The organism is Priestia sp. BR_2 (assembly GCF_041954005.1).
Taxonomy (GTDB): Bacteria; Bacillota; Bacilli; order Paenibacillales; family Paenibacillaceae; genus Paenibacillus_AQ; species Paenibacillus_AQ lautus_A.
The window spans coordinates 40,590-66,009 of record NZ_JAVFHM010000104.1 but is presented as its reverse complement, the minus strand read 5'-3'; the positions used below and the strand labels follow the sequence as shown (position 1 = coordinate 66,009).

The 25,420-nt window shown below is 41.8% G+C and carries 20 protein-coding genes and 3 pseudogenes; 4 read left to right on the top strand and 19 right to left on the bottom strand.

The genetic code is table 11. The annotated features are described in order from the left end of the window. Nucleotides 1-115: 115 nt before the first annotated feature. The 11 genes and pseudogenes from RB298_RS02985 to RB298_RS02935 all read right to left on the bottom strand — a co-directional run bounded on the left by RB298_RS02985 (nt 116) and on the right by RB298_RS02935 (nt 12,107). On the bottom strand, nt 116-1,075 hold the full coding sequence (locus RB298_RS02985; protein ID WP_096773711.1) for an aldo/keto reductase: 960 nt from the start codon (nt 1,073-1,075) through the stop codon (nt 116-118). Nucleotides 1,076-1,318: 243 nt separating this feature from the next. Beyond that, on the bottom strand, nt 1,319-1,714 hold the full coding sequence (locus tag RB298_RS02980; protein WP_486045691.1) for a DDE-type integrase/transposase/recombinase: 396 nt from the start codon (nt 1,712-1,714) through the stop codon (nt 1,319-1,321). Between the two features lie 767 nt (nt 1,715-2,481). Beyond that, nucleotides 2,482-3,117: a LysE family translocator gene (locus RB298_RS02975; RefSeq protein WP_277748967.1), complete on the bottom strand. Its 636-nt coding sequence runs from the start codon at nt 3,115-3,117 to the stop codon at nt 2,482-2,484. A 325-nt stretch (nt 3,118-3,442) separates the two neighbouring features. Beyond that, nucleotides 3,443-3,862 (bottom strand): arsenate reductase (thioredoxin), encoded by a 420-nt coding sequence (arsC, locus tag RB298_RS02970; protein WP_096774553.1) that lies wholly within the window; start codon nt 3,860-3,862, stop codon nt 3,443-3,445. 27 nt (nt 3,863-3,889) lie between these two features. Continuing rightward, the gene (locus RB298_RS02965) at nt 3,890-5,185 is read right to left on the bottom strand and encodes an arsenic transporter (RefSeq protein WP_486045689.1); all 1,296 of its coding nucleotides are present in this window, start codon (nt 5,183-5,185) and stop codon (nt 3,890-3,892) included. Nucleotides 5,186-5,305: 120 nt separating this feature from the next. Then, nucleotides 5,306-5,629: an ArsR/SmtB family transcription factor gene (locus tag RB298_RS02960; RefSeq protein WP_486045687.1), complete on the bottom strand. Its 324-nt coding sequence runs from the start codon at nt 5,627-5,629 to the stop codon at nt 5,306-5,308. Nucleotides 5,630-5,928: 299 nt separating this feature from the next. Next, complete coding sequence (gshAB, locus tag RB298_RS02955) at nt 5,929-8,253, bottom strand: bifunctional glutamate--cysteine ligase GshA/glutathione synthetase GshB (RefSeq protein ID WP_486045685.1); 2,325 nt, start codon at nt 8,251-8,253, stop codon at nt 5,929-5,931. A gap of 28 nt (nt 8,254-8,281) precedes the next feature. Further along, nucleotides 8,282-9,625, bottom strand: coding sequence for an MATE family efflux transporter (locus tag RB298_RS02950; protein WP_486045683.1), 1,344 nt, complete (start codon nt 9,623-9,625; stop codon nt 8,282-8,284). A 181-nt stretch (nt 9,626-9,806) separates the two neighbouring features. After that, nucleotides 9,807-10,154, bottom strand: a pseudogene (locus RB298_RS02945) (NAD(P)/FAD-dependent oxidoreductase); the annotation flags it as partial. Between the two features lie 32 nt (nt 10,155-10,186). Then, complete coding sequence (locus RB298_RS02940; protein WP_096773719.1) at nt 10,187-11,593, bottom strand: NAD(P)-binding domain-containing protein; 1,407 nt, start codon at nt 11,591-11,593, stop codon at nt 10,187-10,189. 199 nt (nt 11,594-11,792) lie between these two features. After that, nucleotides 11,793-12,107 carry an ArsR/SmtB family transcription factor gene (locus tag RB298_RS02935; protein ID WP_096774554.1) on the bottom strand — a complete coding sequence of 105 codons (315 nt, stop codon included), beginning with the start codon at nt 12,105-12,107 and terminating at the stop codon, nt 11,793-11,795. Between the two features lie 432 nt (nt 12,108-12,539). Here RB298_RS02935 and RB298_RS02930 point away from each other — a divergent pair, with 432 nt between their 5' ends. Together RB298_RS02930 and RB298_RS02925 are read left to right on the top strand one after the other, a co-directional pair. After that, nucleotides 12,540-12,989 (top strand): MarR family winged helix-turn-helix transcriptional regulator, encoded by a 450-nt coding sequence (locus RB298_RS02930; protein WP_096773720.1) that lies wholly within the window; start codon nt 12,540-12,542, stop codon nt 12,987-12,989. Nucleotides 12,990-13,208: 219 nt separating this feature from the next. Beyond that, nucleotides 13,209-13,692 (top strand): annotated as a pseudogene (locus RB298_RS02925) (arsinothricin resistance N-acetyltransferase ArsN1 family A). Between the two features lie 1,011 nt (nt 13,693-14,703). On the opposite strand, the gene RB298_RS02920 reads toward RB298_RS02925, so the two are convergent. The 4 genes from RB298_RS02920 to RB298_RS02905 form a co-directional block, all read right to left on the bottom strand. Then, nucleotides 14,704-15,684 carry an SDR family oxidoreductase gene (locus RB298_RS02920; RefSeq protein WP_486045680.1) on the bottom strand — a complete coding sequence of 327 codons (981 nt, stop codon included), beginning with the start codon at nt 15,682-15,684 and terminating at the stop codon, nt 14,704-14,706. Nucleotides 15,685-17,041: 1,357 nt separating this feature from the next. Further along, nucleotides 17,042-17,752: a YetF domain-containing protein gene (locus RB298_RS02915; RefSeq protein ID WP_096773723.1), complete on the bottom strand. Its 711-nt coding sequence runs from the start codon at nt 17,750-17,752 to the stop codon at nt 17,042-17,044. Nucleotides 17,753-17,854: 102 nt separating this feature from the next. Next, nucleotides 17,855-18,130, bottom strand: a complete 276-nt coding sequence (locus tag RB298_RS02910) for a hypothetical protein (protein ID WP_096773724.1) — start codon at nt 18,128-18,130, stop codon at nt 17,855-17,857. Nucleotides 18,131-18,308: 178 nt separating this feature from the next. Continuing rightward, entirely contained in the window at nt 18,309-18,833 is a 525-nt protein-coding gene (locus tag RB298_RS02905) for a ferritin-like domain-containing protein (RefSeq protein WP_486045677.1), read from the bottom strand. A gap of 166 nt (nt 18,834-18,999) precedes the next feature. On the opposite strand from RB298_RS02905, the pseudogene RB298_RS02900 reads away from it, so the two are divergent. Continuing rightward, nucleotides 19,000-19,350 (top strand): annotated as a pseudogene (locus tag RB298_RS02900) (SDR family NAD(P)-dependent oxidoreductase); the annotation flags it as partial. A gap of 310 nt (nt 19,351-19,660) precedes the next feature. Here the strand turns inward: RB298_RS02900 and RB298_RS02895 are convergent. After that, nucleotides 19,661-20,347, bottom strand: a complete 687-nt coding sequence (locus RB298_RS02895; RefSeq protein ID WP_486045675.1) for a TetR/AcrR family transcriptional regulator — start codon at nt 20,345-20,347, stop codon at nt 19,661-19,663. Nucleotides 20,348-20,484: 137 nt separating this feature from the next. On the opposite strand from RB298_RS02895, the gene RB298_RS02890 reads away from it, so the two are divergent. Beyond that, on the top strand, nt 20,485-21,837 hold the full coding sequence (locus RB298_RS02890) for an MATE family efflux transporter (RefSeq protein WP_486045673.1): 1,353 nt from the start codon (nt 20,485-20,487) through the stop codon (nt 21,835-21,837). A gap of 340 nt (nt 21,838-22,177) precedes the next feature. On the opposite strand, the gene RB298_RS02885 is transcribed toward RB298_RS02890, so the two are convergent. From RB298_RS02885 to RB298_RS02875, 3 genes are all read right to left on the bottom strand, one after another. Next, nucleotides 22,178-22,903 carry a hypothetical protein gene (locus RB298_RS02885; RefSeq protein WP_375119819.1) on the bottom strand — a complete coding sequence of 242 codons (726 nt, stop codon included), beginning with the start codon at nt 22,901-22,903 and terminating at the stop codon, nt 22,178-22,180. Nucleotides 22,904-23,028: 125 nt separating this feature from the next. Then, entirely contained in the window at nt 23,029-24,381 is a 1,353-nt protein-coding gene (locus RB298_RS02880) for a sensor histidine kinase (protein WP_375119820.1), read from the bottom strand. Nucleotides 24,382-24,458: 77 nt separating this feature from the next. Next, nucleotides 24,459-25,160 carry a response regulator transcription factor gene (locus tag RB298_RS02875; protein WP_486045670.1) on the bottom strand — a complete coding sequence of 234 codons (702 nt, stop codon included), beginning with the start codon at nt 25,158-25,160 and terminating at the stop codon, nt 24,459-24,461. Nucleotides 25,161-25,420 lie beyond the last annotated feature (260 nt).

Genomic DNA, 25,420 nt, shown 5'->3' with positions numbered 1-25,420 from the left:
CTCCGATACACTCCGGGTGGTTCTTGTGTAATTTCGCTTCTAACTATACTTATGTTTCGATAGGTCGTATGAAAATACCTTTAGCGCAGGTATGTCATAAGTTGATAAAAGTTGATTAAGTGAGGCAGGCGCCGTTCAATTGATCAAGCTGATCTGAGTTAATACGAAGCTTAAGTGCCCCCAAATTTTCTTCCAATTGCGTTAGATCACTTGCAGCAACAATTGGAAGAGCTCTCGGATGATTTTGCAGCATCCAAGCAAGGATAAGCTGATTCGGTGTCGCTCCCAGCTCTCCAGCAACCTTCCTTAGCGTATGCATACGAGTCATCTGATCCTCTCTCCGATATGCATCGGGTAAGACAGCATCCTTTCGGTTGTATATGCCTCCAAGGAGGGGGGAATAAGCCATGAGCGTAAAATCATCGTGTTGACTGCAGTAAGCAAGTAAATCCTCATCCACACTGACCTGCAGTCCGAAATTCGCATCCACTCTAGGCTGCAAATACGTATATCGTTGCTGGATGCAGCAATAGGACTCCCATCCTTTTGACATACTGATCGCCTTGGCCTCAAGGATCCTGGAAAGCCGATAATTACTGCAGCCTATAGCCCTTACTTTGCCGGCTTTAATCAAGGAATCAAAAGTCTCCAAGGTTTCCTCGAGTTCAGTTTCAATATCGTCTACATGAGCATAATATAAGTCTACATAATCTGTTCCTAGCCTAAGCAAACTTTCGTCAATTTCATTCTCAATCGCTTGGCGACTTAAACCTTCCAATTTTTCACTTTTCGGCACTACCGGTTTCGCTCCCACTTTGGTGGCCAAGATGATCTGATGTCTGTTTTTTCTTTCTTTCATCCATTCGCCAAGCAAAGACTCGCTTTCTCCCCCAACACAGCCATCGTTCCATATCGCATAATTATTGGCTGTATCCAGAAAGTTTCCCCCTGCTTCAAAAAAATGATCAAGCAGTTGGAAAGAGGTTTTTTTGTTGGTTCGCGATCCAAAATTCAGACAGCCCAAAGAATAAGCACTTACCAGCATTCCTGTATTCCCCAACGGAACATGCTTCACACTATATCCTCCTTTTAACAAACTGAATTAACTTCCGCTTACTTGCATCGTACGCAACCAGTATACGAGTTTAAGCGCACTCTAAGTCAATACTACAAAACAATATCTTCTCTTAAACAATGCAAAGACACCTCCAAAATAGTCTCCATATCTTACGATTTTAATTTTCTCTGTGGTCGCTTTTGGTTATAAAACTGTATATATTTCTCAATTCAACTTTGTGTCTCTCCCAAATTTAGGATATTATAGGGATAGAGCCCTTCCGTTTTCAGATGCCAGAAGAAGCTCTCTATGGAGGCGTTGTCTAGGCAATTGCCTCGGCGAGACATGCTGATTTTGGCGCCAACCTTTGGCAGCATATCGTGGTAAGCGTGAGACGTGTACTGGAGGGCTTGGACACTGTGAATGACCAATCCGGTCACGTCTTTTACTTAGCAAACGCTTTGGCAAACGTCTGCAGAACCAGCTGTTGTCGTTACGTTCGCTGAGCTCGTAGGCTACGATCTCATTGTCGAATAAATCTTTAACCGCCGAAAGATACAGCCATCGCTCACCTACCCGATATTGCGTTACATCTGTTACCCATTTTTGGTTTGGTTTATCTGCCTTAAAATCTCGCTTTAGCAGATTCTCCGGCATTCGATCCCTCACTTGGTTTAAAACGGCGTTTGCAGCGAATTTTGGCCTGTAGTCCTAGCTTTTGCATCAGACTCAATATTTTCTTGTGATTCATCCACACGCATCGTCCTACCATAAGAACAATTGGATATGGCGGTGACCTTATTTCTCTACATAGCGTGCATATACCTGACGAATGAGCGATGCAGCTTCCTTGTCCCGATCCACATTTTTGCGCTTCAGATAGGCGTAGTAACCGCTACGAGATACCTTGAAGAGTTTGATATTTCCTCATCCATTTCTTCATCCGTTGGGAATCACTAATCCCTAAGTGTTCATTAATCTTCCGGTAAGTCCAACCTTCAATAACATGCAGTCGTACTGCCTCTTTCTTGAGCTTTTCCGAATATGTTTTATACTTCTGTCCTTTAGTTGACATACAAAAATACACCCCCTAGAATTTCATTGGATAAACCAGGGGTTCCAATGTCCATTCTAAGGGGTGCACTTCAAAATAAAGTTTGGTTTTTTATTTTGACATAATGTTTTCTTTTAAGGTCAACTAAAGAATTTAAATTAGATTTCTGTCTAATCGGTGATCGGCTCATGTTCTTGTCCCCCGACACTCGCCTCCATGGGATTGATGAAGGTAACCTTATGCACTGAAAGACGGCCACCGGGGGCCATTACTTCGAACGCGGCCCGCCCATTTTGGCCGCCGACAAGCCGCTGTTTGATTGAACTCCCCCCAATACGGCAGTTATCTTTAAAACCTTAACTTCATAAAATCACTGTCTTTGGAATGCAACCTTTAAACCTAGCCCGATATAGATCGTTCCGACCAGTTTGCCGCTCCAACGACTCAAATGGACTACCCATTTCATCCGTTTAGCTATTTTTCCAATGGCCGAAACACTTAATACGATCACTGTCGTATACAATGCACTTAATGTTACAAAGATGAGGCCAAGTATCAAAAATTGCCCCAATACTTCACCTCGTCCATGGTTAATAAACTGAGGCAAGAAAGCCAGAAAGAATAGTGCAGTTTTTGGATTAAGTATCTCGGCCACAGTCGCCGAAACATACGACTTTAAGGCCCCCGCCGATTCAATCTCAGGAAGTTGTGGCTCTGAAGACTTACTTAACATTGAGCGAATCCCTAGATACAGTAAATAAGCCGCACCTGCATATTTAACAAAATTGAATGCAAAAGCAGAGGTCATAAGTATTGTTGAGAGCCCCATAGTAGCAAATAACGTATGAAGAAAATCCCCAGTTGCTATGCCAAGTCCTGCCATGATACCTCCTTTTCGCCCATTTTGAACGGTTTGGGTGATCGTAAGGAGAACAGCTGGTCCTGGAATTAAAAATAGACCAAGGACAACGATTACATACGTAAACAAAGTTAAAAAGTCAAACATTTGTTTTCTCCCTTCTTGATATATTACTTTGAGTCTAAACCATTCCGTTCTCTAACATTTAAGCCAGATAATTAATTTGAAGTCAACAGCTATAGCGATAGAAGTTAAAAGTTTTGAAGATAAAAATTAAAAACCGAATTATTACAAAAACTGATTAGATTGTGGACAACTGTTGATACGCGAATCAATTCAGGGTCCACGCTTTTCCGCACACTCCTGTAGCATTGCACATGGCCGGATCATAAATTTCAATGGATATCATGTCGTTTCCCTCTAGTAATAAAGGAAGCCGAGAAATATTCCCGGCCCCTAATTTCCTATTGTTTTACTCGCCGATTTCAGCGAACTTTTGAATACGCTCGCCGATTTGATCGCGAACGCGCTGAAAAACAGCCCATTTTTCTTCGTCGGTACCCTGAGCCTTGGCAGGATCGTCAAATCCCCAGTGCTCACGGCGAACATGAGGAGGTGTCATCGGACAACGATCGGCAGCATCACCGCACAGGGTGACCACCAGATCGGATTGATTTAACAACAACGGATCGATGATATCCGAAGTTTGGTTCGAAATATCGATCCCCACCTCGTTCATTGCTTTGACCGCATTCGGGTTTAGGCCATGAGCTTCGATGCCGGCGCTGTAGACATTCCAATCATCACCCAGATGTTTTTTGGCCCATCCTTCAGCCATTTGGCTGCGGCAAGAGTTGCCTGTGCACAAGAAGTATAGTGTCTTTTTTTCCATCATCGATTCTCTCCCTTATCACTTGAATTAAAGTATGGTTAGCCAGATATATAATCCTAAAAGGGTTATAAATAACGTTGGGATGGTCAAAATAATCCCTGTCTTAAAGTAAGTCCCCCAGCTGATCTTCACGCCTTTGGTCGAAAGGACATGCAGCCAAAGCAAGGTGGCTAGTGAACCAATCGGTGTAATTTTGGGACCTAAATCGGAACCTATCACATTCGCATAAATTAAGGCCTCTTTAATGGCAGCCGACGTGTTTGTCGCATCGATGGCGAGTGCATCAATCATGACGGTCGGCATATTGTTCATGATGGAAGAAATAATCGCAGCAATGAAGCCCATTCCCATGGTTGCAGCAAACAGCCCTTGATCCGCTAAGCTCTGTATGACACTTGCCAGAAGATCTGTAAGACCGGCGTTACGTAAGCCATAGACCACAACGTACATGCCGATCGAGAAAAATACGATCGCCCACGGAGCCCCTTTGAGTACTTCTTTGGTTTGTACAGCCGGACTTTTTCTCGCCATCAGCAGGAAGAATATCGCGATAACACCAGCTACGATCGATACAGGGATACCCACGAATTCACACACAAAGTAACCGATCAGCAGCACGCTCAATACGATCCATGATAATCGGAACATCTGAGGATCTTGAATTGCCGTTGAAGGTTCTTTAAGCTGCGTCCCATCGAACTTTCGCGGGATGCTTTTGCGGAAAAACAAATAAAGTACAAGGATACTGGCTACTAAAGAGAACAGATTGGGAACCAACATACGACTGGCGTATTCGATAAACGTAATTCCGAAGAAATCAGCCGATACGATATTCACCAGGTTGCTGACTACAAGTGGAAGCGAAGTTGTATCCGCAATAAAACCACTTGCGATGATGAAAGGGAATACCTTCTTCTCGTCAAAATTCAGCGCTCGTACCATGGCAAGCAAAATCGGAGTTAAGATCAGAGCAGCACCATCGTTTGCGAAAAATGCAGCGACAACAGCTCCAAGAACGGATACATAGACAAACATCCGGATACCGTTTCCTCGAGCAGCATTCGCCATATGTAAGGCGGCCCACTCGAACAAACCGATTTTATCTAAGATCAAAGAAATGATAATGATCGCAACAAAAGCAAGCGTTGCATTCCATACGATCTGGGTGACATCCCATACATCCTGAAAGTCAACGACTCCTACAAGCAGTGCCAGTACAGCACCACCGCAGGCAGACCAACCAATGGATAGATCTTTAGGCTGCCAAATGACAAAAATTAAGGTAACAATAAAAATGATGCTAGCCAGGACAACAGAAACCAATGTTCAAACCTCCAATTATGCGATTACTTAAGTACAGCAACAATCAATATATAACTATATACTTATATAAAAAACAGAGATCATATTTAGCATCATTCAACCATTTGCTAAATATTCCTGTTAATTACAAGAACAGTTAACTTCCTTATTCATGGATGACAGTACTTCTTGAGCACTTGGCATCTCATTTAACACGGCTTGGATATATGGCTTGTCATCAACATTCAAGGAATAAAAAACCCATTGGCCACGACGAGCTTCATTCACAATCCCCTGAGACTTAAGCTTTCTTAAGTGCTGGCTAATCGCTGGCTGGGACATGTCGAAAATATCGACAAATTCGCAAACACACCATTCTTTTTGTTTAAGAAGCGTTAACATAGTCAGCCTTGTTTTATCTCCAAGCAGTTTTAGCTTCTCGGCAATTTCGTTCATTTGCTCCAAAAAGACTCACCCCTTTTTTGAATGATAACATCATAACCATATAATTTAATGCTTATATATTAATCCAAAGAGTGCTTGATTTCAAGTGTGTAGATGCAACTCCCAAAATCTTTATGCATTATCGCTTATATCAGCAAATTATATATCCAAATCCCGCCCCGTATTGGGCGGCAGGTCTCCCTCCGCCCTTCTTTCATCATCACCTTGTGTCAATCACAATTCAATTCAGTCATTTGTCTAAACAGCCTGGTATCCCTGCGACACGTTACCCGATGGAATCAACTTACACAGCGGTAATCCTAACCAAACAATAAATCCAGAATCTTTTCATTTGCCTTTCTGTTCTTTCCGATATAAGGGTAACAGTGGATATGGATCGCTGGATTAAAGTTAATTTCTATAATGCTGTAATTGGTATCGGTTGCTTCTTCCTCTAAAGAATCAATCATCATATCTACACCACATATGGTCGCTCCTGCAGCTTTAGCTGATTGAACGGCAAGTTCCTTATAGCTGTTTGGCATTTCATCCGTAAAATCGATACTGTCTCCACCTGTACTAATATTCGAATTTTCTCTTAGATAAATAACTTCCCCTTGTTGGGGTATATCGTTCCAACTCATACCACGGTTCTTCAAAAACATCTCTTCTGCTTCCCCTAACTGAATTTTCTCAAGGGGAGTCTTATACCCCTTACCTCGAAGTGGGTCTTTATTCTTCTCATGAACAAGCTGTTCGATCGTGTGGACACCGTCACCGACGACATTTGCTGGGACACGATGCAGGACCCCTACAACCTGATCCCCCATGACCAGAAAGCGATATTCCTTTCCTGTCATAAATTCCTCAAGAAGAACCGTTTGATCGTGAGAAAAGGCGATTTCAAACGCTTTTTTCATATCCTCTCTCGAATAATCTTGATTGAAGATTGTAATGCCGAGTCCAAAATTGGTTGATTTGGGCTTTATCACAATGGGAATACCGCGATAGGTTTCATAGGTGGACATTGCTTCATTCAAGCTCTGAAACGCTTCCCCTGACGGTACATGAATTCCATGTTGTTTGAGAACTTCTTTCGTAACCACCTTATTTTCCATAATTAACACCGTACTATAGGAGTCCAAGGAAGTTTTCGTGGCTTGTTTCACATACTCTTGATGATTACCTTTTGAAAGTAATACAAAATTCTCATCGCGATCCATCCACGTAAAGCGTATGCCTCGTTTCACCGCAGCCTTTAAGAGAAGTTGTGTTGATAATTCGAGATCCTCATACCCTGCAAAACGGTATCCATTTTGAATACTGTTCTGAGCGTATGTTTTCGCTTTTTCCAAATGGTATGTCAGATAGGTTGATTTTTGAATGTCGGACTTCACCCTAGATGCAACATTCAACTCAGTATGAAGAATCTTTTGCTTTTCACCGTCCAGAATCTGCTGGTAATCTTTCTTAGGAAACAAAAGCTGCACCATATCCTTCATCTCATCGATAATAGCAAGTGCCATTTCCTCCATCGTGAGCTGACTATGTTCAGGCTCGTTTAAATAGTCCTTAATTCCTTTCATTATCACCTGATCTTGGTTTACATCAGCTATCCTTTGATCTTCCTCATGGAAGGATTCATCTACTTTAAGCAGCATAAATAGAATAAACAAATGGATGAAGTGCATCATTTCTTTACTTATTCCAATCTTATGAAGTGGATTAATATCTATGAATCGAAGCTCTAAGTATGCTACTCCATCTTCCACAAGCTCTTGGCACGGATTGATCCCCTTAGCGGTTTTTAAGCGAACAGGGCTGTAAAATTCCTTTACGCTCAATAATTCATTCTTTTGAATTAGCCTGTTTAAGTCATGAACATACTCTTTGGCCGAATTAAAAGAAACATAATACGACTTTTCATTCCGATAGCCACACATACTGTTTCGAAGTGAGTTCATAATCGGAAAATAATAACTTTTATTATCATGCGAATTCGCCAAGCTAACACATTCCTCGATATAGGTATTATCAAAAACAGGACTTGCTCCTGTTAGATAAATGAGCAGCCATCGATACCTCATCAAGTTACGGGCTACTTTAAAGTAAATCGTATCTTTGAACTCCTTAAAGTCTTTATGCCGTCCCTGGGTCTCATATAGTTTTGTAAGAAATTTCTCATCAAACGAGAAATTATAATGAATTCCGCTTAACAATTGTCTTTTACGACCATACTTATCCGCCAATTCACTTCGATAGTCGTCTGCGATGGGATCGCTCATTTTGGCAATAGGAATTTCTTTCTCTTCGGGTAGCATGGGTGGATTGCTGCTTGGCCATAAATACTCTCCTTCCAATTCCACAGAAACAATGTCTTGCAAGGCTTCCATGAAATGATAAGTCTCTTCAATCGACTCAAAGGCGGGAGTTATCATCTCAATTTGACTTTCTGAGAAATCAGTTTGAATATAAGGGTTTTCCGTCTTGCTCCCGAAAGCCTTCGGGTGAGGTGTCAGTGCAAGCTTTCCATCTTGATCGACTCGTACATTTTCTTTTTCTAAACCGAAATGACCTCGAAGCAGATCATTTTGAAGTGCATTGTCGATTACAATCTGTATAAGTTCACGATTCAACAAATTCATAGTTATGACCGTCCTTTGTCCTTGTTCATTAAGAAATTGCAAGCGATTTATGAATACTGCGCAAAGACTTTCTAAACCAGATGACCAAAATAATCCCCTTAAAAACACTACTTAGCGCAATCGACATCCACACCCCATTTAAACCGAACGGTTCAGATAAGAGCAAAGCCAAGGGTATTCTTAGCGCCGTAAATAAAATGCTGAAGATCGGCGGAATATGTGTTTTACCAATACCGTTAAACGCACCTACGGTCATCAGTTCCATGCACATGAACAATTGGGAGAACCCGATAAATCGCATATAGTCCGTTCCGAGCTTTATGCTCGTATCATCAGAAAGAAACAGCGAAAAGAGCTGCTGAGGAAATAAAATGAATTCGAGCGAAATGAAAATGCCAAATATGGAGGTCAACAGCAACGCTTTTCGATAACCCAGCCGAATTCGATCCAATCGACGTGCTCCGTAATTTTGTCCAAAAAAGGCCGCGATAGCCCCTTGTAGACCACCGATCGTCATATAGGAGATCGATTCAATTTGAATGCCAACTTTTTGAACCGCAATGGCATCAGCCCCCCACCTTACAATAATTTTAGCAATAATGATCGAAATGATCGTAAAGGTGACCCGTTGAATCGTGATCGGAACTCCCAATCGGATAACTTCTTTCATGAGACGGCTGTTCCAGACCGATAGCTTAGAGATTATTTCTAAGTTTTTCGTTTTCATGACAAACAGCAATGTCACTAATACATTGGCCGTTAATGTAGCAATAGCGGCTCCTGCAACTCCCCAACCTTCAAAACTGCCGACTCCATATATTAAAAATGGATCAAGAATAATATTCAAAATGAGACCCATTGAAAAAATATAAAATGGTTGTTTGCTGTTTCCCATTGCATTCAAAACGGTTGCATATAAGGTGTTCAGAATTGAAAATAGGGTACCTCCTATCGAAATCAATAGAAATTGCTTCGCCATCTGCTCAACTTTTTCACTTCCCAGATCGAAGAAACCGATCAGCTGGTCCTGGGTCAATATGATAAAAACCATGTAGGGCAGCCCTAATACAATAGACATGATAAATCCGTTTTTTACATAAGACTTAGCTTGTTCTCCCTGACCGGCTCCCATACAATGTGAGACCTTGATGCCAGTACCAATCGTTATCAAGGTCGATAACGCAATCGCTAAATTAATGAAGAAGCTTGCTGTGCCAATCGCAGCAACCGGACCGCTTCCTAGCCCTCCAACCCAAATCATATCCACAAGACCGTAGGTTGTAGATATAAAATTGGTTGCAATGATGGGAATCGTCAATTTCATTAAAGTAGACATAATAGGACCGTGGGTCAAATCATTGGTGCCCTGCATGATCTAATTGCTCCTTCTTGCTCTCATGTTAATGTAAAAACCGACCATAAGGGTCGGGGCAGAAAACGCTTGTGACTGGGCCAAGTTGTGCCTTATCGTTTTCTGTTGGAATTAATTTTGTTATCTATTTTAAGTGAAATTCAATTCACACATAAGCATACACTTATACATTAGCCAGATCATGACCCGTCGCAATAAAAATTCCGTTGGTCTCGATGATTTCTTCATTTCCTGTTTTTATATCCTTGACGCGCAGTCCGGTAACTCCGCGATCATCTGCGATAATTTCAGTGGATTCATTGCTAAGAGCCCAGCTTATTTTAGGATTTTGTCTTGCACGTTCCTGCATAATCTTCGAAGCACGCAGTTCATCACGGCGATGAACAATCGTTACCTTGGAAGCGAACCTCGTAAGGAAATTGGCTTCTTCCACGGCGGAATCTCCTCCACCTACGACCAGCACTTCTTTATTAGAATGATTGATTTGTACATCACTCTTCACTTTTTCGATTGGTCGACCAGGGAGAATCTTGTCTTCCGATTCTCCCCCTTCTCTAATTTTTAATTGCAGCTCGTTTTAGCAGATGAAACTGGCATGCAACAATCGTTGGCATTCGGCGCACTGCTAATACCACATACGCCGGTCTCTGGCAGCTCCAATTCAACCTTCAATGCAGCTTCTAGATCGCCATCCAGGTATGCTGCAATGGATCTGACCTGTTCGTAGCCCGTGGCCATAAGAAATGTTGGCGCCCGGCCATAGCTCTTCATTCCAACGAGATAAAAGTTCTTGTCTACATGGCGCAGCTCTTTTTCACCATGAGGTCTTACGGTTCCGCAGCTGTGCACATTGGGGTCGATTAGGGGCGCGAGTGCTTCAACACTCTCCGTAGCAGGATCGATGCTAAGTCTAATCTCGCTCAAGAATGAGAAATCCGGCCGGCTTCCTGTATTAACGATAATCTCATCGATTTCTTGTATTTCCTTGCTTTCACCAGTTGCAGTCCCTTTAATGTGAATCCGTCCATTGTGTTTGAAAACCTTCTCGATCATAAATGGAGTAACCACTTGGACTTTGCAGGCATCAATCAACTGATGAATGTGGCTTCCAAGTGCTCCTCGAGCCTCTAACTGGTCATTCTCTTCTCCGCCGTAAGCATCTTCCACCGATTTCTTTCTCATCACCCAAATAATTTCCGTGCTCGGATCTGTTTCTTTGAGCTTGGCTAGATCTAGCAGTGTGTTGAACGCAGAGTGTCCGCCTCCTACGACTGCAACGCGTTTCCCTCTGTACTTCAGCTCTTGTTCAGCTGATAAATCTGGAATCCCATAATAAATGTGATCTTTCAAATCACGCTCTCCACGTGTCCAAATCCCGTCTGCATGCATAGGGTTCGACTGTCCCCAGGTTCCGGACGCATCAATGACTGCCCTAGCTTCAAAGCGTTCTGTGGAGTCGTTTGTTTCAACATAAAGTACGAATGGCGCAGCTTCACGATTAGCCGATTTCATTTTGTCTGTATTCTTTTTCGATATGGAAATGACTTTGGAATTCAACATAATATAAGGTTCCAGTTCAGGCAGCTTCGCCAAAGGTCTCAAATATTGATGAACGATCTCTTGACCGAAAGGTAATTCCGTTAATGCTGGAGACTGCCAACCTTGTTTACGCAAAAGGCGCTCAGCGGCTTTATCGATGTTATACTGCCATGGTGAAAAAAGGCGTACATGTCCCCATTGTAGAATGTTCTGACCAATGCTAGATCCTGCTTCAAAAAGGATGAATTTTTGTCCTCTCTCCACCAAGTGAGCCGCTGCTGCCAAACCAATCGGGCCGGCACCGATAATCGCGACCGGCAGGTTATGGCTATAGGGCACATGCTCCTCCTTCACAGTTTCTAAAGTGTTTAACGTTACTTGGGGTGTACAACAAGAAGATGAGGCTACCTTAAATTCAATGTTTTTCATTCGTACGGCCTCCCATTTGATATACATCAATTTTTTTTGATTTATTAATTAAAAATGAACCAATGTACTTGCAGCAGCAGTCTGGAAAAGACGCACTTAGAATTCAGTTCGTGCTATAAATGAATTCTAATCTCTTTATTTGCATATTGCAAGTATAAGCTTGGAAAGTTGTACAATAGTGAAATAAGACCTTTGGACTTTATAAGCAACATCCACCCTGCTTGTCGTCTATCGAACGAAAAATGCAACATAACTCAGGTGAAAGCAACCGATTAACTACTGCATGATTTAACTCATAATAGCTCCAAGTCCCCCTCGTCTCGAGAGTGATCAGCTGAGCATCGAGTAGGATTCTTAGGTGATACGATAGCTTTGACTGAGGCATTTCCATGATTTCCATCAGGTCACAGACACAAACGCTACCTTTTTGACTGAGCTCATGCATGATCTTTAGTCTTTTCTGATCTGCTAATGCTTTGAATTTAGTTTCGTATTGGGCAAAATCAACATTCACGCAGGATGGCTGGATAACGTTCAGTTCTTTGATCATAAACTCTTTACCTCCATTTAGCAGCAATGGCAACAAGCAGTGGTTGGTTGAACAGTGATAGGTGCCGAGATGCTCGTCGTCTGTCTCAAGTGTTGTGAATTCAACCACTTCCACATTTGTCGTGCCTTCAGCTCAACTTCATTTTGTTGATATTCAATCAATTTTTCCATCGTGTAGTAATTCATCATTGGACGTCCCACCATCCATCAATAAAATTTGATGAATGAAGCATATCATGAAAAAATTGTATGTTCAAGGACTAAATCAAAATATTTTGATTAATACTCATTCACCCAACTCATATGAATTGAAATTCAAAATTTTATATGGATCTTCCTGTTATATTTGCATATTGCAAATATTTATTGTATAACTATGACAAGAGGTGATTCGAAAATGGAAAATGCTCGTGAATTGTTTCAGATCATGACCCGAAGATTTGGTCTTCTAAATAAAACCTGCTGCAGTGTCGGAGGAAATGATGTCTCGTTAGTGCAAAGCCACATCTTGTATGAGATTGACCGGCAGCACAACCCTTCGATGCAACAGATTGCAGAGACTCTAGGAACTGATATTACAACGTTTAGCAGACAAGTCCAATCCTTAATCAAAATGAATTTAGTGAAAAAAACTCAGGATCCACAGGACCGAAGGGTTTATACACTGGCTCTTACGACGGAAGGAAAGTTTATAGCGACTACCATTGATCAACAAATGAATGACTATCTTAACGAAGTGTTTTCGTACATGACCGAGTTTGAAAAAGAAACCGTGCTACACTCCGTTAAAATTTTTAACGATGCGATGGCGAAATCTAATAAATGCTGCGGCCCATTATCTGACTAATAAATTTGATATATAGGAGATGAATTAGGATGTTGCTCCATTCTTACGTTGCAGAGTATTTAATGAAAAGTGACCTTCACATTCAAAAAAGCCGAGAGATAACCATTAAAGAACTCAATAGAAAACAAACACGTATAACCTTTTCAAGACAACCACGCATAAATACCTGCTGTGCCACCTGCTGCTAAGCTTATATTTCCTACATAGGAGGAATTAACAATGAAAACCACTTTGATTAGAGCAGCAGATACTGGCGACGTGGAACGTATATTGCACATTTATAATCAAGGAATTGAGGATCGCATTGCGACACTAGAAGTTGATCAAAAAAATATTGCATATATGAATAACTGGTTCCAGCAACATCAGGATCGCTACGCTGTCATTGTAGCTGAGTATGATAATGAAGTAATCGGCTGGGCTTCTCTCAACCCTTACTCGCAACGATGTGCTTATAACGGTGTGGCTGACCTATCCATATACATCGATCGAACCTTTAGAGGTAAAGGAGTTGGAAGCATGCTTCTTCAGCGTCTCGAGGAGATTGCTAAGGAAAAAGACTTTTATAAAATTCTTTCCATTTAATCAAAATGGTCAAGGCTTATATCATAAGCTTGGTTACCGTGATGTGGGGGTATTTGAAAAGCAAGGGATCTTGGATGGTAAGTATGTGGATGTTAAGATCATGGAGAAATTGTTGTAAATATAACTTACTCGAATTAAAGTTGAACTTTAAGATGGTTGGCCAATTTCTATACATAAAACAAGGACCTTCGAAAGACTGAACAGAACAAACTTCCATTCATTGACCACCTTCTTCTTTATAAATAACTGTGTATATAAACCAATGGTTAAACAACCTCCTGTTGAGTCTATGGTTTATTTGGATTCCCTTTTGGTCATTTGTCTGACTTTAAATGTAAAGTTTCTTCTTTTTCATCCCATTTAATTTTTCTTTGATAGGCAAAATTTCTTTCGTTACTGCACAGACAGAACAACTAGATGGCATATCAATTATTGCTCCTTTGTAATTCTCCTCTTTAAGTATACGTTTTCCATCATTAATGCTAGATATCCAAGGTTATAAATATGCTGAAGTATATAGTCGCCTCAAAGTCGAAGCCTCTATCGGTATAAGATGGTTTGGAGTAACTGTTAGCTCTGATACGATTGAAGTTAAAATCGGCAATCGGTACAAGTTCTTGTCTTTGGCTCGGGACAAGAACTTTGTACCGATAAAATAAAAAAGTCGCTAAATAAGCGACTTTCAATGGGAATATGTTCTTTTCCCCCGACAGACGTCAAGTGTCCCATATGTATGTCTATGAGAACTGTATCTAAATCACAAGAAAAGAATCCAGTTTGATTAATCTTTTTTCAAAATAGATTCTTTTTATTTATGATAAACATGGGATTCAGGTGGACTTTTGATCAACCTTTATTTCAAATCTAAAAAAGTATACCCTTCGTAATTCTAGATCATAATTTCCTTCAATTAGGGTGAAATCTAAGTCTTTATGTCTGATATTATTTAGATTATTGGATAATTCAGCTCGTACCTTGGGTAGCAATAGTATGGTGGTCTCAGTCCTATTTTTGACATGGGCCAGGAATCCTCTATATAGACCATCTTTACTTTTTCATTTGAATGGTTTACAAGCAATAGCTTTACTTCTGGATTAAACTCATATCTCAAAATGGTAACCTCCTTCCATTAGGAATGTGTGGATTCTCCCCCGTCAACATGAAGAACTTGACCAGTTACAAAACGAGAATCATCAGAAGCAAGATAGACAAAGGTTGGTGCGAGTTCAAATGGATGGGCAACTCGTTCCATTGGATTAAATGCTCCATATACAGCGACTTGGTCTGACGAGAAACTTGCGGAAATAAGCGGAGTCCAAATTCGGCCGGGGGCGACGGCATTGACTCGGATCCCTTGTTTCACGACATTTTTTGCCAGAGCACGTGTCCAACCAACGATTGCGCCTTTTGTGGCCGTATAATCAATTATTTGCTGCTCACCTACATACGTCACGACTGAAGAAGTGCCAATGATTGAGCTGCCTGGTTTTAAGTGCGGAAGCGCTGCTCTTGTTGTGTAAAAATGAGAATATATATTAACTTTGAAGGTGTCATCGAATTGCTCATCTGTAATGTCAAGGAGGCTTAGTTGTTGAAATTGGATACCAACGTGGTTACAAAGAATGTCGAGACGTCCAAACGTATTTACTGTTTGTTCTACAATGGAGATACATTGATGTTTGTCTCGTAAGTCACCAGGCATTAGAAAACAACGTTGTCCGAATTGTTCAATCCTCGTTTTTGTTCTATTTGCATCCTCATGTTCGTCTAAGTATGAAATAGCAACATCAGCGCCCTCTTTTGCAAACGCAATGGCTACTGCTGCACCAATTCCACTATCCCCCCCTGTAATAAGTGCTACTTTTCCTGTTAACTTTCCACTCCCTTTATAGTTCGGGTTTTCGATAATTGGAAGGGGTACCATGAATTTTTCCTCTCCGGGATGGCGCAGCTGGCGCTGTTCAGGTAAACTTATCGGAATTTCTTCATAACGTGTGATTTTCCCATAGTTAGGGTACATGGGATAAGGTTGGGTTATCATGTTCGCTTTAAACATTTGTTGCATTTGCTTTATTTGGTCTAATTGATGACTTTGATCCTTTTGATCCATGGAAACCTCCTGTAGAAACAATATTCTTCTATAGAATGTTTATGTTGATCACTACAAATAAAGTAATAATAGTGTGAAAAAAGTGGATTACCGTAGTCCACACTCTTCTCTCCTCTGGTTTCTTGCCTTCAAGACATAGCTGCACTAAATCGTGCACATCTGCCGTTGCCAGACATTCCAGCGTATCCGCCTCGGTAATCGGCTCATGTTCTTGTCCCCCGCATATCCCGTTAGTTTAATCATTAATCTTCATAACCAGTGGGGCCATTTCTTTCAGTGTAGTACGCCCCCACTGCTCTACGAGCTTACAATAACTATCGGAGTCAATGCATTCGTGAGGCAACATCGGCGATTGTCATGGTCCAATTGTAAATTAGATTTTGAGCAAATTAAACACATCTACATGTATACTGTCATGTCCTCTCCATTCTTCCCAACAAGAAGAAAGCGAATTAGCGATTAAATGTTCACACTTTCACATAAAAGCTTATTCATGTCTCCCCAATCGGCAGGGGATAACTTGGGCGGTGAGTTTTTTACTTTTACAATTTTTCTTGTGCCTTCCATTATTAATGTTGTTATTTACTGACGTATTCATAACCGGATATCGGAGAGACAAATTCGGGTTACTTGTCGCGGTCCAGAATGAGCCCGGGCGATCTCAGGCCGGTTGGAACGTAGAATATGTAACAAAGTCAACCAGGAATTGGATTGATTCGAGGAGCCAATTGCATTCTTCATTTTTTTATATTCCCCTTCCTATTATGTAAGAACCCATTACTGTCCTACACTCTAAAAAGAACCCTGCCTGCATAAAACAACGAGGTTCTTCTAACGCTTCCATTGGATCGCTTCACGGTCCTAACGTTGATATTAAGACGATTGAACTCAATTGGGTTATATTGCAAAAAATTGCAGTTTCATTAATCAGCCTACTCTGCTTAGCAGAAACAATCGAAATCCCCACCAGCTTAAGCCGGGGGGATTATTTAGCAACGGTTCTCATACTGAGCTCTAATTTTGACCACGGAGATGCATCGGGGTAATGTATCGGGTTCGAATAGTGGTAGGTAATACAGGGAGCAGTATATGTACATCCAAGATGTGAGGACAGACATGCTCAGACTGAATAATAGCCTCCTTTCCGGCATTTCCGTAACCAGTGTCGCCATGTCTTTGTCCTTCATATTGTTGTAAAGTAAATTGACCGCCAATCAGCACGCTGAGATGCGCCAGCCCGGTTTACGTCGAACTCTGCTGTCTTTCGACAGAGAATTTCGCCAGATGAAGCGTCGTCAAAGGACAAGTTCTAGTTGATATTCAACTCAAAATACATCCGGGCAGCTCTTAATTAACATTATTCTACATCAACTGGATGTTGTATTTTGTCCTTGTAAAAATCTATATACAATTGACCGTCAGTCCCTTTGACTGCATAAAAAACATCTTCAATATTTTTGTTGCGGGCTTTTAATTTTTCTGTAATCCAATCTGGAGAGAGAGCATTTATTTTTAAATTCTTTTCTAGGAGTTGTCCATCCATGATCAGCTCAATCGGAAACTGTTGTTCCACTTTTGATCCCTTTTTCAAATCTTTTAAAGTTACATTCTGGTATTCCTTTTTCTTCATCACAGATATCATTCCATTGATTTCTAACACTCCGTACTCAACTTCTGAAATGTCGAAAATATCTTTTTGACGTAACATCTGATTGACTGTATCTAATGTTAATTTATTTTTCTTTAAATTGTCTTCAAGAACCTTTCCACCTTCTATAATTACGCTTGGTGTGCCTTCAGCCAACATACGGAGCTTACGATTTTTTACGACAATTATGGATAAAAAATATGACGTAAATGTAAAAACGGCAAGCGAAATCAGTAAGTGTATGACTTGCATTTTTTCATTGAAAGCAAAGTTCGCAGCAATTGCACCCAAAATAACGGCCGTAACAAACTCATGAAAATTCATGTTAGATAATGTTTGTTTCCCTAAGAAACGTGTAATAATTAACAGAATTACGAATGCTGATATACTACGAAGTAAAATTATCATATGATCAACCATGCTTCACCCACACCTCCATATATTTACATTTTCTTTCTTAAGTATGGGCAGTTTTAAAAAAATAAAACGATAAGGATAGAACTTTCAAGAAATAGTCTACCCTTATCGTAAAATATAGGCTTCGATTAGGTCACTCACACTTATATCATCAAGTTCTTCCGCCACTTTATCTGCTTTGGTCTTCTTTCGAATGGAACCCTCTAATAATACTTGAACCTTCTGGTCTTTATCGACCAGGACAGAGTTTACTTCTAAGGCATTGGTAAGTATTCCGACTATAACTGCAATCTGGGCAGGGGATAACTTGGGCAGTGAGTTTTTTTTACTTTTACCGTTTTTCTTGTTCTTTCCATTACTGTTATTGTTATTTTTCCTCACTGCTCTTACCCCCAAACTAATCCACTATGATAGGAATATTATCTCCTCCATTACCTTCTGCAGGTCCCGTGATAAATGAATAAATGATTACTGCCAGAACGATAAATGTGATTATTCTTTTACCTTCATCCTGATCCAATACCATCACTCCATTTAGAACTAATGGTTATACATATCATTAATTAGAAATATTGTTCAACTTTCTTTTGAGTTCTAAATTCATAATAAAATTATACTTACTTGCATGCTTAAGTTCGTCAGTTAAAATCTCAAATACCATGTCTCGGTAATACCTATTTGGCAGTCCAGCTCTGATATTACGGTATCTTTCTACCGCTTTTAACTCACCCATTAAAGCTTTCTCTACACCCTCTATAAATGATTCGGGTTTTTGAAATTGGACTTCCGTCGGAGACTGGATCGCTCTCCCCGTGAATGCCTCATAGATCATACGAAACATCCTATTGTGTTTGCGTTCATCATCCCTGATACTAATTATAATTTCCTTTTCCTGCTGCGTTGGTGCCATTGAAATTAAATAATCATAAAATAACTCATCTTCTCGCTCACCAGAAACTGCTTGTTCAATTAATGTTAGTGCCTCCTCTAAAGATTTATACGTAGCTTGTTCTGATGCACTACGATAATATGGATAGCACCTTTGTATAGAACTAAGCGGATAATAACTCGGCATATAAAACATGGGCTCTTATACCTCCTGGTTTATTTCATAACATTGTATTCACGAGTTGAAGTTAGGAATCATGTCCAAAGTTTCAAGTGATTTTTGCAAATATTAACTTATCAAAAACGCCTGTCGGCTTCAGCCGACAGGCGTTATTTCATAATGATCTCGCGAAAATGATCACATCAACACGACTTCGATCCTTGGTTTTGTACCGTTAGCCGCCACTGCTATATATTCCGCAACGAAGGCGGCGCTTCATAACTATACGCTGTCCCAAAGATACATGCCTAAAGACACTTCGGTAAAAGTGATAGAAATTGTGCCACCGTGGGTTCAAAGCAACAACGATGAACCGCGTGCGATGCCACTTTCGTCATTCATTGATGCGACGATAAAGGTACTTGGTACGGATACAGACGAAGTTCTGGTCGAAGAAGCGAAAATGTTTCGAAATAACCCTGGCCCGAACGAAGGTGTTTTTGTGACCCACCTTAACGATACAATGAAGTCTGAACCTCCAAAGATTCATTAATCCACCTATCAGTTAATTTCTAAAATTCAGACGAACATGACTGCGATGGCTCTCATCACAAAAGGCCCTAATGCGATGTAACGGGGAAGCTCCAAAATACGATAACCCTATGTACCTTTTCAAACGTAACCATAGTCCGGAACCTGCAAAGCTATATACTAATCCATAACTTACAAGAAATTCCGCAAAAAACTTGCCCTTACTTATGATACGGTTCAACGTATCATCTATAGCGCGAATTTTGGTGCGACTAAACGGTAAACCTATTCAAAACCGCCCATCCGATCACCGGATGGGCGGCTCTTACTTCCTACTTCTCCTGCTCCTTGATCACCTGCTCAATCCCGAGCAGAATCAGCTTCAAGCCGAATTCGAACGCCTTGTCGGTACCCATTAGTTCGAACAGCCCGTTCGTGAACATTCTCCGGAACAGTCCCGCATCCGTCTCGCTCATGGAATCCAGAAGGCGAGTCATTTCCTCACCCGGAAGCGCTCCCGCTCCATGGTCCTTAAGAATCGCGGAGACATTGCGCTGGTGCTCATAATCATCCAAAACGAAGTTGAAGACATAATTCATAATCGTAAGAACCGTTTGTATTTTTTGCTCTTGCTCAAGCGGCGTCGATTCCACGCAGAGCAGCATACGGTTGGTGAACCGGATGATGTCCGGTTCGTGGGGCAGCGTCGACATCATGAGCTGCGTGGAGCAAGGATACCGGCTGAGCACGCTTCGGACCGTTACCGCAAGTCCCTTCAGCTGCTCCTTCCAGTCCCCCTCGGAGTGGTGCTCCTCCAGAATGATTTTCGATACCTGGTTGGCCAGACGCTGGTAGAGATTCTGCTTGCTCTTAAAGTACCAGTATATAGAGGGAGCCTGAATCCCTAGCCTAACGGCCAATCGTCTCATGCTGAATTTCTCGATCCCCTCCTCACCAAGTAACTCCCACGAGGCTTCCAAAATCCTATCCTCCGAAATCTGAGGTTGCTGTTTTTTCATCGTTATCCGCCCTTTTATCTAACAGTGTAAGTTTATTCTTTACAGGTTCATAGGTTCATGATATCATCTAACACTGTAAGGTTCAATCTAACACTGTAAGATTAAACCCGAAATAAATAAAGAAAGTAGTGACCCGCATGGATGCAGAAAACCTCCATTACTTTGAAAAAGCCCCGGTCGCAAAAGCCGTAGCTCACTTCGCTGTACCTATGATGCTAGGCACGTCAATGAGTGTCATCTATTCCATCTTGAATGCCTATTTCCTTGGTACACTTCACAATACCGCCATGTTAACCGCACTCGCATTAACCTTGCCGTTATTCGCAATTATTATGGCGCTAGGCAACTTGATTGGCATGGGTAGCGGTACATTCATCTCCCGTTTGCTGGGTGAGAAAAAATATGATGATGCAAAGCAAGTATCTTCATTCGCTTTTTACAGCAGTTTGGTTCTCGGTCTGATTGTGATGGCCGTCGGTCTTCCGTTGATCGATCCCATCGTTTATGGCCTGGGGGCAACGCCTGACTCCTTCGGATTCACGAAGGACTATGTCACGATTATGCTTATCGGTTCACCAATCGTCGTATTATTCTTCACGCTGGAGAATATCGTGCGCTCGGAGGGTGCAGCCATCACATCGATGATTGGTATGATTCTCAGTGTGGTCGTCAATATTATTCTCGATTCGTTCGTCATCTTCGTGTTTCATTGGGATGTGATTGGCGTTGCGTCTGCTACGGTCATTTCCAACTTGGTTGCGAGTGCATTCTACGCCTTCCATATTGGATACAAGAGCCAATTCTTAACCGTCTCTGTAAAATGGTTCAAGGCTTCCAAGGAGATTCTGAGCAATGTATTCAAAATCGGAGTTCCCGTCTTTATTATGAGTATCTTTTTGGGTGCTATGTCGCTCATCTTAAATCGTTTTCTTATTGAATATGGAGATCCGGCCGTAGCGGCTTACGGAATTTCATCACGTTTATTGCAATTTCCTGAGTTTATTCTGATGGGCTTATGCGAGGGAGTCGTGCCGCTCATTGCCTTTTCCTTTACAGCGAATAAATTACGGATGAAGCAAACCATTGGATTTACGATCAAAACGATTGTGGCGTTAGCCATCGTATTCGGTGTCATCGTCTATCTGATTTCCGATCACTTAATCGGTTTATTTACGAATGACCCGCAATTAATTGAAATGGGCAGCTACATTTTGCATGTGACATTCTTATCCTTGTTCATTACAGGAATGACCACGTTGTTTACGGGGATTTTCCAAGCAACAGCGCAAGGAACGGCCGCGTTTATTATGTCCGTTATTCAAGGAGCTACTCTGATTCCTGTGCTCTATATCGCCAATTGGATGAACGGCTTCCACGGGGTGATCTGGTCGCTCGTCATTGCGGATGCCGTCGCATTCCTTGTCGGTGCCATCATGCTGTATGTTTTGCGGAACAAATTGCAGCCGGATTTTGATCGTTTAGTACAGTAGAAACCAAAATCTAAAACACGCAAGAAGGGCAGGATAAGGGCACCTCCTGCCTTTTTATACACGGTGAAGCCAACAATTTCACCGTCACTTGTGTAAGGCTCAATGTGTTTGATCTTCAATTATCCTGCCCGTTAGTTTATGAAATTGCTTCGAAACATAGTTAGATACTTATCTAATCGGTAATCGGCTCATATTTTGTCCTTTACGGCAATCGGTACAAGTTCTTGTCCTCCGACACATTCTATAAAACGAGTCTATAAACCAGAAAATACCTGCCCCTCTCCCGGGCAGGTATTAAAGGTGAATCGTATGAATGCTTACCGACATCGATCACTAAATATTAGTCCAGAAGGCTGTAGATCTGAATGCTCTCCACCTTGGCATCCTTGATATGAAACGACATCACATCCACATAATTGGATGGCTCGTAACGGAAGTCATCCTCCTCATTAGGGGCTCCATCACCAAGCAGTTTCCCCTCAGGGTAGGCGTTTTTGAGTGTATCCAGGCTATCCCCTGCTTTAATGTTTCGCACTGTCGCGTACTTAGGATCTGTAATTTCGATATGAAAGATGGAGTCTTGTTTCCCCTCCGGTATACTGATTGTTTTAATCTCCAGACCAGGATACGTATAAACCTTTTCTGTAAAACCGATTAACGTATCCATGTTTGTTCCATCGCCAGCACTGTACGTATGAGATTTCAGGTTATCCGGTTTGCCCAGCATCTGTTCCATCTGATCTTCATTCGCTGTATCCGAAATCGCAATGGTGTGCTCATTATAGACAAAAGCAAGCTCCTTCAGCACCACATTGCCTTCCTTCTCCATCGAACCTTCCTTAATAGTTTCAGCACTTTGTCCTTCCGAATTTTCTGAAGCAGGCGCAGTAGAATTTGATGCTCCTTCGCCTTTGGCCTGTTCGTCGGGCGTGTTTTGTTCAGCCGAGTTCTGCGCCGCTTCTGGCGACTTGGCACCACTAGACTGACAGCCCGTTATTGCTAATGCTACCGTTAGTAAAATACTCAGCAGGGTAACAGCTCCAGCTTTGTTTATCCGTTTCATCATGATCCCTCCATAAATGTGTGATTTGTTCTTATGAAGTGATTATAAAAAAAGCATTTGTTAGTCTCATAACAGAAATGTACCAATCTTGTAACGTTACCTATTTAGGCTTGGGTTTAGATGCAGGTCTACACACGAGGCAAAACAATCGTAACGGTCGTTCCTTCCCCGATCTGACTTTCCATGTCGATATATCCATTAAACCGCTCTACAATCTCTTTGCAAATCGAAAGTCCAAGACCTGAACCGTTCGCTGTGCTTGCATTTTTTGCCCGGTAAAATCGTTCCTGCACTCGCTCCAGCTCATCGCCCGCGATACCGATACCTTGATCACGTATCCGTATAACTACCTCGCTTGGCGTATGTTCCATCTCTACTTTAATCTGTGAGTGATTGCCTGAGTATTTGATAGCGTTGTCCACAAGGTTGGCAATCGCATGGGACATTAACATTGGATTGATGTTGGCGTAAACTCTTGTGGTATCCTCATCATCCGGTTCTCCCTGTGCTTTACTAACCATAATCTTGATCCCTTTATCCTGGGCCTTCGCTTCCATATTCATTGCGACTTGCTGAATCAGTTCGTTCATTTCCGTTTTCTCGGCTTCCAGTTCGTTAGAACCAGCCTTGTCGAAGCGGGATAGCAGCAACAGTTCATTAATCAAGCGTGTAAGTCGATCCGACTCCTGCAGCAGATGACCATAGATTTTTTGCAGTTCCTTGTTCTCATTCTCCCCTTCAACCAAGTATTGAGAGAAACCACGAATGGCTGCCAAGGGTGTTTTTAACTCGTGAGATACGTTGGAGACAAATTGTTTCTGGTACTGAATGTAATCATGCAGCTGACGCCCCATGGAATCCAGCCCATCTGCCAGCATGCCCAGCTCATCCTTCCGGTTAAGATGAACCCTTCGAAACTCTTGTCTAGAGAAACTTTGCACTGCGCCAAGCAGCACCTTAATCGGCTTGGTTGTGTTGCGGGCAATCCACAGACTGGCTAACGTAATCAGCACAATGAATCCGCCTGCACCCGCAAACAAGATATAACGGATTTGATCCATAATCGCATAAAAGTACGAAATGTCGTCCACGAACTCATACACATAAGCATTTTCGTAAAATTGATTCTGAATGGGAGTTGCAAAATAAAGCAGATGATCTTCCGTTACGGTGTAGGCATAACTGCCGCTCAGGGCTTTCTCAATATTTTTGTCAAAAATAAGCGGTTTGCCTTCATTAATGATGATGCCATCCACTGCCAAGCCCAGCAACTGCTTGGAGCTATCATAGATACGTACTTCCTTGCCTGAAGCTTTCAGCTTCTCCAGAGCAAGTCTGACGATTTCTTCTGTCTGCGGTTCTCCTGTCGATGATCTATGCTGTGCCAACACCTCACGGAAAGACAACTCGGACAGATCCGCCTTCTCCATCATCTGTTTTTCGATGGTAATGAAGCTGTAGTAATCGATGGCTTTATTCACCGCAAAAATGATGATGCCAAAGGACAGCACGGAGAATAATAAATAATTCAGCAGTAACCGGGTTGCATACTTCAGGCCTAGCCACCTCCAAGTTGATAGCCAAATCCATAGATCGTCCTGACATACTTCGGTTCGTCCGCGTTATCCTCCAGCTTCTTTCGTAATCGCATGATGGTCATATCCACACTGCGACTGTCTCCCATAAAGTCATATCCCCATCCGATCTGCAGCAGCTCATCCCGGGTAAAGATTTTGTCCGGCCTTTTGAGTAACGTTTCCAGAATTTTAAACTCTTTGGCCGTTAAAGATACGGGTACACCGTTTTTCAGCACCCTTCGGCTTTCCAGATCAAATGTCAGCTCTTCATGAATGATGCGTGTAGATTTCACTTCTGTTCCTTCACTTGATTCCTCATTGCTCTCGTTTCTTCTCAGAATCACCTTGATCCGAGCGAGCAATTCACGATTGTCAAAGGGTTTGGTCATGTAATCTTCCGCCCCTAGCTCTAGTCCCAACACCTTGTCGATTACCTCATTTTTGGCAGAGAGCATGATCACAGGAACGGCACGTTTCCCGGTGATTTCCTTGCACAGGTCATATCCGGAGCAGTCAGGCAGCATCAAGTCAAGCAGCACCAGGTCCGGCCCAAAAGCATCCAGCAGCTGCAGGGCTATTTTTCCGTTTTCAGCCGTTTGAACGACGTAGTTTTCTCTTCTCAGTACGAGCTCAATTAAATCTCTGATTGCGACTTCATCGTCAATGACAAGTATTTTCTTCAATGTGCACCCCTTCTAGCCTTGTTCCCCAGCTTGAATCATAATTTACCCTCATCTTAGCACAGACACTTTAGTTTCCTCCACCAACTGGAAGATGAGGTATATTCCACTGAGTCCAACTTAACTAGTAATAAACCCGAAGAATGGAGAACAATCCATGGATCTGCTCTGGGTACTTTGGAATACCATTACATCTCCTACTACACAAACTATTAAAACCGCACTAATCCATATTCTATTGCTTTTAGAATACATCCTCACAT

Coding starts and splice junctions, on each gene's coding strand:
- RB298_RS02885 (WP_375119819.1), bottom strand. CDS start 22,903: ATGATGAAACGGATAAACAAAGCTGGAGCTGTTACCCTGCTGAGTATT.
- RB298_RS02915 (WP_096773723.1), bottom strand. CDS start 17,752: ATGGTTGATCATATGATAATTTTACTTCGTAGTATATCAGCATTCGTA.
- RB298_RS02950 (WP_486045683.1), bottom strand. CDS start 9,625: ATGCAGGGCACCAATGATTTGACCCACGGTCCTATTATGTCTACTTTA.
- RB298_RS02895 (WP_486045675.1), bottom strand. CDS start 20,347: ATGAAAAAACAGCAACCTCAGATTTCGGAGGATAGGATTTTGGAAGCC.
- RB298_RS02940 (WP_096773719.1), bottom strand. CDS start 11,593: ATGAAAAACATTGAATTTAAGGTAGCCTCATCTTCTTGTTGTACACCC.
- arsC (WP_096774553.1), bottom strand. CDS start 3,862: ATGGAAAAAAAGACACTATACTTCTTGTGCACAGGCAACTCTTGCCGC.
- gshAB (WP_486045685.1), bottom strand. CDS start 8,253: ATGAATTTGTTGAATCGTGAACTTATACAGATTGTAATCGACAATGCA.
- RB298_RS02890 (WP_486045673.1), top strand. CDS start 20,485: ATGGATGCAGAAAACCTCCATTACTTTGAAAAAGCCCCGGTCGCAAAA.
- RB298_RS02920 (WP_486045680.1), bottom strand. CDS start 15,684: ATGGATCAAAAGGATCAAAGTCATCAATTAGACCAAATAAAGCAAATG.
- RB298_RS02905 (WP_486045677.1), bottom strand. CDS start 18,833: ATGTTTTATATGCCGAGTTATTATCCGCTTAGTTCTATACAAAGGTGC.
- RB298_RS02980 (WP_486045691.1), bottom strand. CDS start 1,714: ATGCCGGAGAATCTGCTAAAGCGAGATTTTAAGGCAGATAAACCAAAC.
- RB298_RS02930 (WP_096773720.1), top strand. CDS start 12,540: ATGGAAAATGCTCGTGAATTGTTTCAGATCATGACCCGAAGATTTGGT.
- RB298_RS02975 (WP_277748967.1), bottom strand. CDS start 3,117: ATGTTTGACTTTTTAACTTTGTTTACGTATGTAATCGTTGTCCTTGGT.